Genomic DNA, 14,623 nt, shown 5'->3' with positions numbered 1-14,623 from the left:
CCCCCCGTCACATTTTTAACCCTTCCGACCCAATTTACCGGGAATGACCGCTGAAGCCCTCAGAGAGATGGCGGTGGAGATCGCGAAACTCGGAAGAGCTGACAAGCGTGAGGTGGCAAGGATAAAGAAGAGTGTGGCCAAGAGGTACGGGCTAAGAAGCATCCCATCAGACGCAGACGTGTTAAAAGCGGTCAAAGGGGAGCCTCTCTACGATCTTCTCAGAGATATTCTCAGGATCAAGCCTGTCAGAACGATAAGCGGCGTCGCTGTTGTGAGCGTCATGACCTCTCCAGCCCCATGCCCACACGGCAGGTGCATTCCCTGCCCGGGAGGCGTGGAGTTCAACACCCCGCAGAGCTACATCGGCTTTGAGCCTGCCGCTCAGAGAGGGAGGCAGCACAACTACGATGCCTTCGATCAGGTCATGGCGAGGCTTAGAGAGCTCAGGGAGATTGGACACGAGGTGGACAAGGTTGAGATAATCGTGATGGGGGGAACGTTTCCGGCGAGGGAGAGGGAGTACAAGGAGCGCTTCATCCTCGGAATCTACTCGGCCCTGAACAGCTTTGAAAGCGAGGTCAGGAGGTATGGCGACCTCGAGGAGGCGAAGAGGGACAACGAGAGGGCAAGGGCGAGATGCGTGGGCATGACGTTCGAGACAAGGCCGGATTATGCAAGAGAGGAGCACATAATCGAGATGCTCAGGTTTGGAGGGACGAAGGTCGAGCTCGGAGTTCAGAGTATATACGACGACGTTCTCGAGGGGATCCAGAGGGGGCACGGAGTTCAGGACGTCGTTGATGCGACGAAGAGGCTGAGGGACTCTGCGTTCAAGGTTGGGTACCACATAATGCCCGGGCTGCCGGGCTCAGACTTCAGGAGAGACCTGAAAATGTTCAGGACGCTCTTCGAAAACCCGGACTTCAGGCCGGACTACCTGAAGATCTACCCCACACTCGTCGTTAGGGGCACGAAGCTCTACGAGATGTATGAGAGGGGCGAGTACAGGCCATACACAACTGATGAGGTTGTGGAGCTTATAGCGAGGGCGAAGAGGTACATACCCGAGTACGTCAGGATTCAGCGAATACAGCGCGACATTCCGGTTGACAGGGCCATAGGGCTCGACAAGGGGAACATCAGGCAGCTCGTGCATGAAAGGCTTAGGGAAATGGGATACTCGTGCAGATGCATAAGGTGCAGGGAAGCTGGTCACAAACTCGGAGGTTATGTGGAAGAGGACTTTGAGGAGGTCGTAAGGGAGTATGAGGCCAGTGACGGGAAGGAGTTCTTCATATCTTTCGAGGATCCGTCCCGGGAGGTGCTTGTGGGGTTCATAAGGCTGAGGTTCCCTGACAGGCCGTTCATAGACGTGCTTGAAGATGCGGCACTGATAAGGGAGCTTCACGTTTACGGGAAGGCGGTTGGAATTGGCCTGAAGGATGAAAGGGCATTTCAGCATCGCGGATTTGGAGAGAGACTGCTGAGCCTGGCAGAGGAGATTGCGAGGGAGAGGTACGACAGGATTGCGGTCATAAGCGGTGTGGGGGTGAGGGAGTACTACAGGAGGCACGGATACGCAAGGGAGTTCGAGTACATGGTGAAGAGGCTGTGAGGTGTTGGGTATGGATCTGGTGGAGGAGATAGCGGCACGCGCCGAGGAGGCGAGGAGGGTAATCTCCGAGCACGTTTATCTGACTCCAGTTGACTACAGCGACGCCCTGAGCGAGGCCCTTGGGGCTGACGTCTTCCTGAAGCTCGAGAACCTGCAGAAGACTGGGAGCTTCAAGATAAGGGGTGCGCTGTACAAGGTCTACAAGATCAGGAATGACGTGCAGGGGGTTGTGGCAGCGTCTGCCGGAAACCACGCGCTCGGTGTTGCGTACGCTTCGAGGGTGTTCGGGCTCGAGTGCGTTGTGGTCATGCCCGAGTTCGCGACGATAGCTAAAGTAGAGGCTGCGAGGAGGCTTGGAGCTGAGGTGGTGCTCCACGGGGCAATTTACGACGATGCGGAGAGGAGGGCGAGGGAGATAGCCGAGGAGAGGGGCTTCGCGTTCGTTCACCCCTTCGACGACCCGGACATCATAGCGGGCCAGGGAACAGTTGGGCTGGAGATTGCCGAGCAGCTTGGAGATGTGGACGTTGTAGTCGTGCCTGTTGGCGGTGGAGGGCTGATCTCCGGAATTTCGGCGGTGCTGAAAAAAATCAACCCTGACGTCAGGATTGTCGGTGTTGAGCCCGAAAATGCCCCAAAGTTCAGAACGTCTCTGAAGGCGGGCAGAATCGAGAGGGTTGAGATAAGGCCAACGATTGCCGACGGTCTCGTCACAAAAAGACCCGGCAAGACGACGTTTCAGATCGTCAGAAGGCTTGTTGACTCTGTGATCGCGGTTAGCGAGGACGAGATTGCCGGGGCAATTCACTTCCTGCTCGAGAGGGAGAAGGTTCTCGCTGAGGGTGCGGGTGCGGCCGGAGTTGCGGCTCTTCTGAGCGACAGGCTGGATGTGGACGGCAGGGTGGCTGTGGTGGTCTCGGGCGGCAACATCGACCTGACAGCCATCTACCGCCTTATAATCAGGGGTCTGGCGAACTCCGGAAGGCTGGCGGTTATAAGGGGCTACGTTCCCGACTCCCCCGGAAAGCTCAGCGAGATAACAGGAATAATTGCGGCTCACAGGGGCAACATAATCGACGTGATCCACCACAGGGAGGACCTCAGAGCACCTGCGTGGCATACCGCCCTTCAGATAGTCGTGGAGGTCGAATCCTCAGAGACTCTGGACAGAATCCTCGAGGAGCTGAGGGGCAGGGGCTACACCTTTGAGCGAATGTGAATTTTTCAGTACCTGCAAAGAACTGCCGGGTTAGTTTTTTAAACCTGATTGAGCTACACAGATCATGCAAAAGGAGGCGGTGCTCGCGGTTATTGCTGTCGCCATGTTCGTCTTCGCGATATACAACGCAATGTCGCTCCCGTCCTCACCGTCACCGATTCTTAGGGACAACTACCGCATAATCTTCTTCCACCTCCCAGCGGCGATCACATCTTTCTTCGCCTTCACGGTAACTCTCATATCGTCCATCCTCTACCTTTTGAAGAACGACCACCGCTTCGACATCATCGCTAAAAACTCCGCGAAGGGCGGGTTCTTTCTGATAACTGCCGCCCTCGTGAGCGGAAGCGTGTGGGCAAACGTTGCATGGGGCACGTTCTGGAACTGGGATCCGAGGGAGACCACCGTCCTCATCCTGTGGTTCGTCTACGCCGCATACTTCGCCCTCAGGGAGAGCATAGACTCTCCCTCAGACAGGGCCAGAACCTCTGCCATCTACTCAATCTTCGCCTACATCACCGTGCCCCTCAGCTACCTCTCCTCCCAGATCTTCTTCTCCCTGCACCCCAAGGTCGAGGCGCTTGATGTTAAGATAGGCATGCCCCTCGGGATTGCGATAACATCCTTCATCCTGCTCTTCATCGCTTACCTCATGGTCAACTACAGGTTGGACAAGCTTGAGGAGGTGGTTATGGGTGAGTGACTACACCGCGGTATTTCTCGCGTCGAGCCTTGTAATGCTGATAGTTCTGGCCATGTTTCTGCTCACGCTGAAGAAGGCCATGGACATCGAGAAGCTCCTCAAATAATTTTTAAACTCCCTGAGCTATTTTTTCCATGCGCTTTGAGATAGTGGCGAAAGACGCGATGGGGAGAATTGGCAGGCTTCAAACTCCCCACGGGACTGTTGAGACTCCCGCTCTTCTTCCCGTCATAAATCCGAACATCGATTTCATTCCCGCTCACGAGCTCAGGAAGTACGGGGCGGAGATGATGATCACGAACTCCTACATCATCTACCGGAGCAGGAACCTCAGAGAGAGGGCGCTGAAAAAAGGGTTGCACGGCCTGCTTGGTGTGGACATGCCAGTGATGACCGACAGCGGGAGCTTTCAGCTGATGGTCTACGGCGACGTTGAGGTGACAAACGAGGAGATCGTGAGGTTCCAGAACGAGATAGGCAGCGACATAGTCACCCCTCTCGACATCCCAACCCCGCCTGATGCCGAGCATGAGACGGCGAGAAAGGATCTTGAGGAGACCATCAGGAGGGAGAGGGAGGCTGAGGAGATTCATGAGAGCTACGGGCATGAGAACCTCCTGTCTATACCCATTCAGGGCTCCACGCACCTCGACCTGAGGAAGAGGTCTGCGGAGGCTGCGAACAGCATAAACGGGGACGTTTTCGCTGTTGGGGCTGTCGTGCCACTCCTCGACACCTACCGCTTTTCTGATGTGGCAAAAATCGTCCTGACTGCCAAGTCTGTCCTCACGCCCGCAAGGCCCGTGCACCTTTTCGGCGCGGGGCATCCGATGATCTTCGCCCTCTACGCGGCGATGGGCGTGGATCTTTTCGACTCCGCTGCCTACGCACTGTTCGCCAAGGACGACAGGTACCTCACGCCTCGCGGCACGCTAAAGCTCGAGGAGCTGCAGTACTTCCCCTGCTCATGCCCGGTCTGCCTGTCGCACACACCCGAGGAGCTCAGGAGGATGGAGAAGGGGGAGAGGGCGAGGCTCATAGCCGAGCACAACCTCTACGTGAGCTTCGAGGAGATCAGGAGGGTCAAGCAGGCGATAAAGAGCAACGAGCTTTTCGAGCTCGTGGAGAACAGGATAAGGGCTCACCCCTACCTCGTTCAGGCTTGGAGGGAGATCAGAAACTTCATAGACGTCATGGAGAGGCACGACCCCTCAATGAAGCGCGTCTTCTTCTACCTCGGGAGGGAGAGCCTCTACAGGCCAGCGATCAGAAGACACCACGAGAGGGTTCTGAACGTTAAGGTGGATAAGGACGAGATAGTCATCTCCTCAGATCCCGGCGTTAAAGCGGACTTCTACCTCCGCCCGGCGTTTGGTGTTGTTCCAGCCGAGCTCATGGAGAGCTATCCAGCCGGACACGCGGAGATGTATGATGATGTAGAGGACGAGGCGTATGAGGTTGCGGCAGAGGGGCTGAGGAGGTTCATGGAGAAGCACAGGGACAAGAGGATAAGGCTGGTGCTGGACGACAGGTGGAGGAGGTTCGTTAATGTTCAGGATTGAGAAGCAGGACGGGCTTGCGAGGCTCGGAGAGCTGAATGGAGCAATAACGCCCCACATGATCGACCTCAGAAGCCCCGGGGAGCTTGCAGACCTCGTTGAAAGACGCCCTCCAGAGGTCGCGAGGGAGCTGATGCCCGAAGCATATGAGGCGCTTGTGAGGGAGGGAGAGGTGAGGAAGCTTGTTCTGACCTCCCAGCTTCCGAGGAGTCTGGTGGAGAGGATCGTTTCATTCAGAAAGTCCGATCCCTCGCCCCTCTACCTGCCCTCACTCGCGACACCGCAGAACGCTTCCCTGCTAATCTACCTCGGCGCGGACATCGTTGACAACGCCATAGCGCTGAGGAGCGCTGCGGAGGGTGTTTACCTGACCGAATCAGGGTCTTTTAACCTGAGCTCGCTAAACGAGCTGCCGTGCAGATGCAGGGCATGTGAAAGCAGGGATGACTACGACTCGGACTTCCACTTCCTCACAGACCACAACACCATCGCCATAGAGAGGGAGGTGAGGCTTGCGAGGGCGATGCTGAAGGCTGAAAGGCTGAGGGAGCTGGTGGAGGTGAGGGCAAAAGCGAACCCGGAGACGACGGCCATGCTGAGGATAGTTGACTCGTCAGGCAGAGATCTTCCCTTTGCGAGGTTCAGGAGATCCAAGGTTTACCCTACATCCGAGGACTCGTTTGCAAGGCCCGAGATTGCGTACTACTTCGAAAGGATGCTCGAAATCTATAGCCCCAGCTCTCCAACAGCCCTGCTCATCCCGTGCTCAGCGAGAAAACCCTACTCCCTCTCCAAGACTCACAGGGAACTGAGGAGCAGGCTCGGGAGAGCGATAAGGGGCGTGAACGAGATAATAATCTCCTCCCCCTTCGTTGCTCCAAGGGAGCTGGAGCTGACTTATCCAATCCTCTCCTACGACACCCCTACCACAGGGATGTGGAGCGAATGGGAGGTGCAGTTCGTTGCCGAGAGGCTGGCGGAAATGCTCACGAGGTTTGAGAGCGTTGTGGCGTTTCTGCACGGGGGGTACAGGAGGGTGGCTGAGAAGGCCGGAGAAATTGCTGGCAAGGATATAGTGTTTGTTGAAGATTACGGGGAGCTCAGGAGGGTTCTCGAGAGGTCTGGGAAGGTGGAGTTCGACCTGTATCACGAGATCTTCAGGCACATGCTCTCATACCAGTTCGGCGTTGAGTTTGAGGTCGACGGCGTGAGGGGCAGGTACCCCAACCTCGAGTATTTCTCGCGAGGAGAAAGGGTGGCGAGGGTGGACGTGAGGTACGGCAACCTCGACATATACGGCAAGCTTGCGGAGTTTCTGGTGGAGCAGGGTATCTACGCGGTCAGGATCGACGAGTTCGACGTTAAAGGTATGATCTTCTCCAGGGGAGTTATCGAGGCCGATGAGAAGATAAGGCCAAACGACGTGGTGGTTTATTACAGCTCCTCAATCTTTGGAGTGGGTCAGGCGGTCATCCCGGGGAGCCTTATGGGCGAGGTGGACGGGAAGGCCGTTGTTTCGAGGAGGAAGTACAGGGGAGGTGTTTGAGGTTGTATTACGAGATTAGGGAACTGAACTCGTACTCAATGCAGGTGAGCCTCGAGGACGGCAGGCTCGAGAAGCCGAAGCTGTCAAGCTTCACGGGAAAGTCATTCAGGGTGCTCAGGAACGGGTTCTGGGGATACTACGTGGGAGATGCTGATGAGAGAATGGGGCTGAAGAGGGCTGAGGAGCTCGCTGTCCACAGGGGAGGGAGTGAAGTGGATCCGGCCCCCTTCACAGGAAAGTACGTTTACAGGGCCAAGAGGCCACTTGAGGACGTGGACATCGAGGAGAAGGTAAAGCTGCTGAGGGACATTGACGAGAGGCTGAGGAGAGAGGGTGTGGTCAGCAGAAGGGTCGTTTACGTCGAGTCCGTCAGGAGGGTTAGAGTATCCAACTCAGAGGGCGGGGAGGTCTACTACGAGGTGCCGAGGTGCGGCGTGGTGATGCAGGCGTTTGCGAAGGGAAAGACGCTCCAGTTCTACTCCGACAGGGTGATGAGGGTAGGTGGGTTCGAGGTTGTGGAGGGCATTGCGGACAGGGCAGAGGAGGTGGCGAAGATCGCCGTGGAGCTATCAAACGCCTCCTCACCACCTTCAGGCGAGATGAACGTGATAATGAACTCCTCTCTAACAGGCGTCTTCATTCACGAAGCTTTCGGGCATGCTGTTGAAGGAGACCACGTGCTTCAGAACGCCACGATCCTGAAGGACAGGGTTGGAGAGGTGGTGGCCGCTGAGGACGTGAACGTTTACGACGACCCGACGCTTGAGGAGTTCGGCTTCTTCCCGTTCGACGATGAGGGTTACAGGGCCGAGAAGAAGACCATAATTGAGAATGGAGTTCTGAAGGGCTTCCTCAACTCGAGGGAGACTGCCAAAAAGCTGGGGGGCAGAGCCGGGAACGCGAGGTCTGACGGGCTGGAGGTGCCCATAGTCAGGATGAGCAACACATACATCGCTCCCGGAGACCACAGCCTCGACGAGCTGCTCGAGATGGCGGGCGAGGGAGTAATCCTGTACGGCTCGAGGGGCGGGGAAACAAACCCCGCCACCGGCTACTTCCACTTCAACGCCCAGTACGGGTTCAGGATTGAGAACGGGGAGATTGGCGAGATGGTGAGGGACGTCTCGCTGAGCGGCCACACGCTCCGGATACTGAGGGAGATCAGGCTCGGCAGGGAGATCAGCTTTGACCCCGGGTTCTGCGGGAAAGCTGGACAGCTCGTCCCTGTCTCGGATGGCGGGCCCTTTGCGCTTGTCAGGGCGTTCGTGGGGGGAGAGTGATGAGGATAAACGCAGATGAGTGGGAGATCTACAGGGAGAAGGTGGTTACGAGGTACGTTGTTGTTGAGGACAGCAGGGTCAAGATGATCGCGGAGAAGGTGGAGTATGGAGAGGCGCTGAGGGTGATAGTGGACGGAAAGGTTGCAATGGTCTCAGGCAGGAGGCTGAGCGACGAGATCGCAGATATGGCGGTAAAGCTCGCGAGAACGTCTCAGGACAGGCTCAGCGAGTTTCCTGAGAGGAGCAGGGTGGAGAGAGTGGAGGTGTTCGATCCATCGGTCATGAAAACGACTCCCGAAGAGCTGAAGGACTACGGCGAGGCGATAGCGTCGGTTGGGAACATCTCCTCAGCCCACTTCTCGGTTGAGTACATCAGAAGGGAGATCGTGAACTCAAACGGGGTTGAGGTCGCGGAGGAGGAGAGTCTGGCAGGCGTGGTTGTTGAGGCTGTCTTTGGCAGCGGCAGTGCCTACGAGTACCACGAGTCGAGGAGGCTGGACTTCGAGCCGGAATCTTATGCGGAGAGGGCTTTAGAGCTCGCGAGAATTGACGACAGGGCCGAGAAGATAGACCCCGGAAGGTACACCGTAACCCTCTCCCCCGTGGCGGTTGACCAGCTTCTGAGCTACGCCCTTTACCCTGCATTCTACTACGAGAACATAAGGAGGGGGAGGAGCAGGATCGGAGAGCTCATGGGGAAGGAGGTATTTGGCGGGCTGAGCATCACAGACGACCCGCTCCTCGACTGGGGTGTTAACTCGTGCTCGTTCGATGACGAGGGGGTTGCGAGCAGGAGAAAGGTGCTCGTTGATGGAGGGGTTGTCAGGGGATACATCTCGGACTTCAAGCACCTCCCTGAGAGCCCGACAGGAAACGGCTTCAGGGAGGACTACAGCTCGTACCCGTCAACATCTCCAACCAACGTCGTCCTCGACTTCCCCGAAAGGGGTGAGGCCGAGGGAGTTTACGTTCACGCGTTCATCGGCGCCCACACCTCAAACTTCGTCAGCGGGGACTTCAGCCTCGAGCTCATGAACGCGAGCATCGACGGGAAGGGCATCAAGGGGGCGATGATATACGGCAACGTCTACGATCTTCTGAACAGAATCAGCCACTTTGGAAATAAGGTGAGGCAGGTTGGCAGCACGGTGACGCCGGAGATCGTGCTGGAGGGCGTGGAGATTAAGGTCTGACCGGAGGTTACCTTTAATACCTCCTCTCTCAAACATTTTCCGTGGTCACGGGCCTTGAGAGGTACGGGCTGATAAACTCCGGACTTGCCCCGGCAAAGTTCCAGATAGCCAGAAGAATCGAGGCTGAGAGGAGGGACAGCATCGAGGACGACCACAGGCAGGTCAAGAAGGAGTTTCTGAAGGTCTGGAGGAGCTACGATGCTTCCATTCTGGAGGAAAAGCCGGCGGAGTACTCTTTCCTTCACCTGAAGGTGGACTACCTGAAGGAGATTCTCAGGGAGTGCGTGTTCTGCGAGAGGAAGTGCAGGGTGAACAGGTACGAGACCGTGGGCTTCTGCAGGTGCGGGGTTAAAAGCTACTACAGCAGCGAGTTCCTGCACTTCGGAGAGGAGCCGGAGCTTGTGCCCTCCCACACCATATTCTTCAATCGCTGCACCTTCGCGTGCGTCTTCTGCCAGAACTTCGACATTGTCTACGAGGACGACCGACTGGCAAATCCAAAGGAGCTGGCCATGCTGATCGACATACGCAGGAGACAGGGCAGCAGAAACGTCAACTTTGTGGGCGGAAATCCCGATCAGCACGCGCACACCATACTCGAGACGCTGCTCCACGTTGAGTCGAACGTTCCCGTTGTGTGGAACTCCAACATGTACCACTCCGAATTGCTAGCAGAGGTTATAGAGGACGTCGTTGACGTGTGGCTCGGGGACTTCAAGTACGGCAGCGATGAGTGTGCCGAGAGGTACTCGAAGGCCAAGAACTACTTCGCAACGGTCACGAGGAACTTCCTCAGAGCCAAGGAGCACGGAGAGCTTCTGATAAGGCACCTCGTGATGCCGTCCCATGTTGAGTGCTGCACCGAAAAGATAGTGAGGTGGGTCTCCCGAAATCTGGGAAGGGATACGAGGTTCAACCTGATGTTCCAGTACTGGCCCGCGTTCAGGGCCAAGGAGTACCCGGAGATTGCGAGGAGGCTGAACAGGGAGGAGATGAGGAGGGCGCTGGAGATAGCTTCACTCCATCTCGATAATCTGGTGTGAGTCCCTCACACCTGCCCAGAACAGCAGCCCGGCAAGCACCGTAAGGATTGCCGAGACGCTGAAGGCGAGGTATATTCCCTCATGCCCCCCACCGCCCAGATCGTAAAGCGCCCCTGCGATGAGCGGGCCCACAGCCCTTCCGAGGCTCTTTGACGCTGAGAAGTAGCCCATCAGCCCCCCGAGGTTTCCGGACTCCTTTCCCTCAACGGCTATCAGCCCGCTCACCGCTGGTAGTGCCAAGGCCGAGGTGAACCCCAGCAGCGTCGTCAGAATGGCGAGCAGGACGAATTTGTCCGTCATTGGAATGGCGTAGAGAATCAGGGCGGACATCACGGTGGATGCAACGACGGGGAGGACGAAGCCCCTCCTGTCAGAGAACACCCCTGCATACGGCTGGAGTATCCCGGAGACGAGGAGGTTCGTGAAGATCAGCAGGCCTATCTGGGTGTAGCTCAGGCCTATGAGGTACCCGTAGACGGGCAGGAAGGTCATGACGCTACCCCTCCCAGTTGAGTTCAGCACCCGGTAGATTATGGCGAAGATCACGTTCCTGTTGAACGTCCCTCTCCTTCTCTCCCTCCTCTCCGGACTTCCAACCTCCGGAAGGTTCAGGATGACGAGGATGAGGCTTACAAGGCTCATCAGGCTCATGGAGGCGAAGGCGAGCCTGAAGCTGAACGCATCCGAAAGTGCCCCTCCAATTAGCGGGCCAAACGACATGCCGAGGAATATCGATCTGTTTGCGATGCCCATGTACCTGCCCTCCTGCCCCTGCGGGGATGCAGAAGCGACCATCGCGAGTATCACCGGCATGACCATCGCAGACGACATGCCATGGAACAGCCTGACTGCTATCAGCTGCTCAGGGGTTCTGGCCGCTCCGTATAGCAGGGCGAGGATGGCATAAAGACTGAGGCCGGTTACGATCATGGGCCTCCTGCCGTACCTGTCAGACAGGTGGCCGAAGAGGGGCAGGAAGGCGAGCCTTGACAGTGAAAAAGCGGAGAATATCAGCCCGATCGTAACTCCGGCTGCACCCATGTTCTCTGCTATGACTGGAAGGATCGGAGAAATTATTCCAACGCCTATCGTGAGCGTGAAGAGCACCAAAGAGGCCGTGAAAAGCAGACCGCCCCTCTTTTCTCCCTCAATCGTCACCAGATATCCGGGTATCAACAAAGTATATATAAGGTTTCCATCAAAATAACTTGCCAAAAGGTGGCAGTGGACAAGAGGTGATGACAATGAAAGCACCGAGTGATACCACAAAGTATCTCATACACGCCGAGATAGTGGCAGAAGGTGTTGTAGAACGGCCAGACGTTGTTGGAGCAATCTTCGGCCAGACCGAGGGGCTTCTCGGAGACGACCTCGATCTCAGAGAGCTCCAGAAGACCGGAAGGATTGGCAGGATAGAGGTCAAGATAGAGAGCAAGAGTGGAAAGAGCTTTGGTGAGATAAAGGTGCCCAGCAGCCTCGACAAGATAGAGACGGCGATACTCGCTGCAGCGCTCGAGACGATCGAGAGGGTCGGACCATGCGCTGCGAAGATCAAGGTCATCAAGATTGAGGACGTCAGGGCGAGCAAGAGGAAGAAGATCGTCGAGAGGGCCAAGGACATACTCAGGGAGCTCTTCGAGGAGCCGGAGATCGAGAGCGAGAAGATAGCTGACCTCGTGAGGCAGGCGATAAGGACTGAGGAGATTATCGAGTACGGTGAGGACAGGCTGCCAGCTGGCCCAGCGATTGACGAGAGCGACGCGATAATCGTTGTCGAGGGCAGGGCTGATGTGCTGAACCTCCTCAAGCACGGAATCAAGAACGTGATCGCGGTGGAGGGCACAAACATTCCGAAGACGATCGTTGAGCTCAGCAAGAGGAAGACCGTCACAGCTTTCCTCGACGGAGACAGGGGTGGAGACCTCATCCTCAAGGAGCTCCTGCAGGTTGCCGACATAGACTACGTTGCGAGGGCACCGGAGGGCAAGGGAGTCGAGGATCTGACCCAGAAGGAGATCGTGAAGTCCCTCAGGAACAAGATCCCGATCGAGCAGGTTCACGTGCTCAAGCACAAGGATGAGAAGAAGGAGGCCAAGGAGAAGGTAGAGGAGACCAAGGAGAAGGCTGAGAAGGTCAAGGCTGAGGAGAAGGAGGAGGAGAGCAAGGCCGTTGACAGGAAGAACATAACCGCGCTCCTGAAGAAGCACAAGGAGGAGGTCGAGGGCAATCTGAAGGCAAGGCTGCTCGACGCCAACTTCGAGGTCGTCAAGGAGGTTCCTGTCAGAGATCTGGTTAAGCTGCTGAAGTCCAACAACGTTAAGGCCCAGGGAATTGTGTTCGACGGTGTGATAACCCAGAGGGTAGTGGATCTGGCCGCTAAGAGGAACATAAGCCTGCTCGTTGGAGTGAGGATGGGTAGCGTTGTTAAGGTGCCCTCAAACGTCAGTATCATGACATTTGACCAGATCTGACCTCTTTTCTATTTTTTATTGCCATAGCTTCAGGAACTTCAGGGCTTGACCCCGTAAACAACGTATATCGGCCTGTTCCACGCGATTTTGAAGAGGGGCGGGAGGTTCGCGAGCCACAGCCTCCTGACACCATCGAGCCACTGGAATCTCACATCTCTAAGCCCGCACTCCCGCATGATCTCCACAACGATCTCCGGCTCAACTCCATTTATGAACGGTATGCTCATGGAGACCCTCTCCTCATACCCGCGGAACGGGTTGCACCTCTCGTGGACGAGCATTCCGAGCCTCCCCAGTGCAGATCTGAGCCTTGATGATAGAGAGCTGTCGCACCACACCCCGTCCACCACAACAACTCTCCCTCCTGGCCTTGTGACCCTCACCCACTCCCTCACAGCCCTCCAAGGATTGGGGAGTGTCCAGAGGACGTACCTGCAGACCACAGCGTCGAATCTCTCGTCCTCAAAGCTTAGTCTCTCGGCATCCCCAACCTCGAACTCAATGTCCAGCCCTTCTTTCGCGGAAATTTCCCTCGCAACCTCTATCATCCTCTCCGAGATGTCCACACCGGTTACCTCATGCCCGATCTCCGCGAGAACCCTTGCCAGAAACCCGGTTCCAGTCCCAACGTCCAGAACCCTCTTCCTATCCTCTCCGAGGATGTTGGTCATGAGAGACGCCCATGCCCTCCTCTCCTCATCGCTCCTCGCGCACCTCATCTTCTCGTAGCTTGAGGAGAGGCTGTTCCAGTATGCTCTCAGGTATTCCTTCAGCGTGGCATCTCTGTATGCGTCCATCCAACCCAAACCCGAGATCTGGTAATAAATTTCTTTTCATTTTTAACAACAAGTATGATGGCAGCTCAAGCAAGGTATAACGCAGGTGTTAGGGACAACGATTAAATATGTCCTTTCGGAGAACCTGATTTATTGTGAGAGTTTTAGCTCTCGCAGGAGGTGAAGATTGTGGAGACCTTGAAAAACCTTGTGAAGGCCTTTATGGGGGAGAGCATGGCCAGAAACCGCTACACCTTCTACGCAAAGGTGGCGAAGGAGGAAGGATATGTTTTCGTCCAGAAGGTTTTTCTCGAGACGGCTGAAAACGAGAAAGAGCATGCTGAGAACCTTCTCAAGTTCATTCAGGAGCTGAGGGGAGATTCTGAGAGCATAGTTGTTGAGGAGGCAGAGGCGCCGCTGGTCTGGGCCTCAACCGGGGACAACCTCCGGGCGGCAATTTCTGGAGAGAACTACGAGCACACGAAGATGTACCCGGAGTTTGCGGACGTTGCGGAGAAAGAAGGCTATCCGCACATTGCCGAGAGGCTCAGGGCGATAGCCAAGGCTGAGGAGCACCACGAGAGGAGGTACAGAGCGCTGCTTGAGGCGATAGAGAACGGAACGTTCTTCAGGAGGGATCAGGAGGTTGAGTGGATCTGTCTGGAGTGCGGGTACGTGCATGTGGGCAATGAGCCACCCGAGGAGTGCCCGAGCTGCGGGCATTCGAGAGCTTACTACGTCGCGAGGGACTTCCTCTCCCTCTAACTTTTTTGGTGAGCCCCGATGGAGGTTCCTCTCCTCGCGCGGCTTGTGACCCTGAGAAACGTACACCCAATTCTTACCCACATGAGCAACGGCCTAACTCCTGCTGCATTCTTCTTCTCCGCTGTCAGCCAGCTGCTGGACATTGCATGTCTGAAAGAGGCGAGCTACTACATGATGCTCGTCGTCGGGCTGATAACTCCCTTCACGATGCTCGCAGGCGTGGTGGACTGGAAGTACAGGTACGACTTCAAGAGGTTCCAGCTAATGGACAGGAAGATAGTCACGGCGGTTGTGGGATACGCCTTCGTAATTGCTTATCTCACCACCGAGAGCATAATTGCCCTCGCACTCGCCCTGCTGTTCTTCGCGATAACCGGAGAGTACGGAGGCAGGCTCGTCCACGGGGCGGTGAATTCGGCCCTCGTTAGAAAGTACAGGGCAAAATAAAAATTT

General features: G+C 56.2%; 13 protein-coding genes. 11 read left to right on the top strand and 2 right to left on the bottom strand.

The features are described from left to right. The first annotated feature begins 43 nt into the window (after nt 1-43). From GAH_RS03080 to GAH_RS03045, 8 genes are all read left to right on the top strand, one after another. Nucleotides 44-1,615: a tRNA uridine(34) 5-carboxymethylaminomethyl modification radical SAM/GNAT enzyme Elp3 gene (locus GAH_RS03080; protein ID WP_048094639.1), complete on the top strand. Its 1,572-nt coding sequence runs from the start codon at nt 44-46 to the stop codon at nt 1,613-1,615. A gap of 10 nt (nt 1,616-1,625) precedes the next feature. Next, entirely contained in the window at nt 1,626-2,834 is a 1,209-nt protein-coding gene (ilvA, locus tag GAH_RS03075) for a threonine ammonia-lyase (RefSeq protein WP_048094638.1), read from the top strand. A 64-nt stretch (nt 2,835-2,898) separates the two neighbouring features. Further along, nucleotides 2,899-3,537 (top strand): cytochrome c biogenesis protein, encoded by a 639-nt coding sequence (locus GAH_RS03070; RefSeq protein ID WP_048094637.1) that lies wholly within the window; start codon nt 2,899-2,901, stop codon nt 3,535-3,537. A gap of 134 nt (nt 3,538-3,671) precedes the next feature. Further along, a complete protein-coding gene (gene tgtA, locus GAH_RS03065; RefSeq protein WP_048094636.1) occupies nt 3,672-5,099 on the top strand; it encodes a tRNA guanosine(15) transglycosylase TgtA in 1,428 nt (475 codons plus the stop codon). Then, on the top strand, nt 5,086-6,642 hold the full coding sequence (arcS, locus tag GAH_RS03060; RefSeq protein WP_048094635.1) for an archaeosine synthase subunit alpha: 1,557 nt from the start codon (nt 5,086-5,088) through the stop codon (nt 6,640-6,642). The genes tgtA and arcS overlap by 14 nt, the downstream gene beginning before the upstream one ends. 2 nt (nt 6,643-6,644) lie before the next feature. Beyond that, on the top strand, nt 6,645-7,922 hold the full coding sequence (locus GAH_RS03055) for a TldD/PmbA family protein (RefSeq protein ID WP_084632406.1): 1,278 nt from the start codon (nt 6,645-6,647) through the stop codon (nt 7,920-7,922). Beyond that, complete coding sequence (locus GAH_RS03050; RefSeq protein WP_048094633.1) at nt 7,922-9,115, top strand: TldD/PmbA family protein; 1,194 nt, start codon at nt 7,922-7,924, stop codon at nt 9,113-9,115. The genes GAH_RS03055 and GAH_RS03050 overlap by 1 nt, the downstream gene beginning before the upstream one ends. Nucleotides 9,116-9,156: 41 nt before the next feature. Further along, on the top strand, nt 9,157-10,158 hold the full coding sequence (locus GAH_RS03045) for a radical SAM protein (protein WP_048094632.1): 1,002 nt from the start codon (nt 9,157-9,159) through the stop codon (nt 10,156-10,158). Here the strand turns inward: GAH_RS03045 and GAH_RS03040 are convergent. Then, nucleotides 10,132-11,316 carry an MFS transporter gene (locus GAH_RS03040; RefSeq protein ID WP_052747730.1) on the bottom strand — a complete coding sequence of 395 codons (1,185 nt, stop codon included), beginning with the start codon at nt 11,314-11,316 and terminating at the stop codon, nt 10,132-10,134. The genes GAH_RS03045 and GAH_RS03040 overlap by 27 nt on opposite strands. 86 nt (nt 11,317-11,402) lie before the next feature. On the opposite strand from GAH_RS03040, the gene dnaG reads away from it, so the two are divergent. Further along, nucleotides 11,403-12,629: a DNA primase DnaG gene (dnaG, locus tag GAH_RS03035; protein WP_052747862.1), complete on the top strand. Its 1,227-nt coding sequence runs from the start codon at nt 11,403-11,405 to the stop codon at nt 12,627-12,629. Between the two features lie 38 nt (nt 12,630-12,667). On the opposite strand, the gene GAH_RS03030 is transcribed toward dnaG, so the two are convergent. Continuing rightward, the gene (locus GAH_RS03030) at nt 12,668-13,426 is read right to left on the bottom strand and encodes a class I SAM-dependent methyltransferase (protein ID WP_048094630.1); all 759 of its coding nucleotides are present in this window, start codon (nt 13,424-13,426) and stop codon (nt 12,668-12,670) included. A gap of 168 nt (nt 13,427-13,594) precedes the next feature. Here GAH_RS03030 and rbr point away from each other — a divergent pair, with 168 nt between their 5' ends. Continuing rightward, entirely contained in the window at nt 13,595-14,170 is a 576-nt protein-coding gene (rbr, locus tag GAH_RS03025; protein ID WP_048096694.1) for a rubrerythrin, read from the top strand. A gap of 18 nt (nt 14,171-14,188) precedes the next feature. Then, nucleotides 14,189-14,617, top strand: coding sequence for a hypothetical protein (locus tag GAH_RS03020; protein WP_048094629.1), 429 nt, complete (start codon nt 14,189-14,191; stop codon nt 14,615-14,617). Nucleotides 14,618-14,623: the final 6 nt, after the last annotated feature.

Origin of the sequence: Geoglobus ahangari, assembly GCF_001006045.1 — an archaeon.
Taxonomy (GTDB): domain Archaea; phylum Halobacteriota; class Archaeoglobi; order Archaeoglobales; family Archaeoglobaceae; genus Geoglobus; species Geoglobus ahangari.
The sequence above is the reverse complement of the archived record's forward strand: the minus strand, read 5'-3'. Positions and strand labels throughout refer to the sequence as shown.

Bases quoted from the DNA above. Each gene is read 5' to 3' on its own strand.
- GAH_RS03030 (WP_048094630.1), bottom strand. From the start codon at position 13,426: ATGGACGCATACAGAGATGCCACGCTGAAGGAATACCTGAGAGCATAC.
- GAH_RS03080 (WP_048094639.1), top strand. From the start codon at position 44: ATGACCGCTGAAGCCCTCAGAGAGATGGCGGTGGAGATCGCGAAACTC.
- tgtA (WP_048094636.1), top strand. From the start codon at position 3,672: ATGCGCTTTGAGATAGTGGCGAAAGACGCGATGGGGAGAATTGGCAGG.
- GAH_RS03020 (WP_048094629.1), top strand. From the start codon at position 14,189: ATGGAGGTTCCTCTCCTCGCGCGGCTTGTGACCCTGAGAAACGTACAC.
- arcS (WP_048094635.1), top strand. From the start codon at position 5,086: ATGTTCAGGATTGAGAAGCAGGACGGGCTTGCGAGGCTCGGAGAGCTG.
- GAH_RS03050 (WP_048094633.1), top strand. From the start codon at position 7,922: ATGAGGATAAACGCAGATGAGTGGGAGATCTACAGGGAGAAGGTGGTT.
- ilvA (WP_048094638.1), top strand. From the start codon at position 1,626: ATGGATCTGGTGGAGGAGATAGCGGCACGCGCCGAGGAGGCGAGGAGG.
- dnaG (WP_052747862.1), top strand. From the start codon at position 11,403: ATGAAAGCACCGAGTGATACCACAAAGTATCTCATACACGCCGAGATA.
- GAH_RS03070 (WP_048094637.1), top strand. From the start codon at position 2,899: ATGCAAAAGGAGGCGGTGCTCGCGGTTATTGCTGTCGCCATGTTCGTC.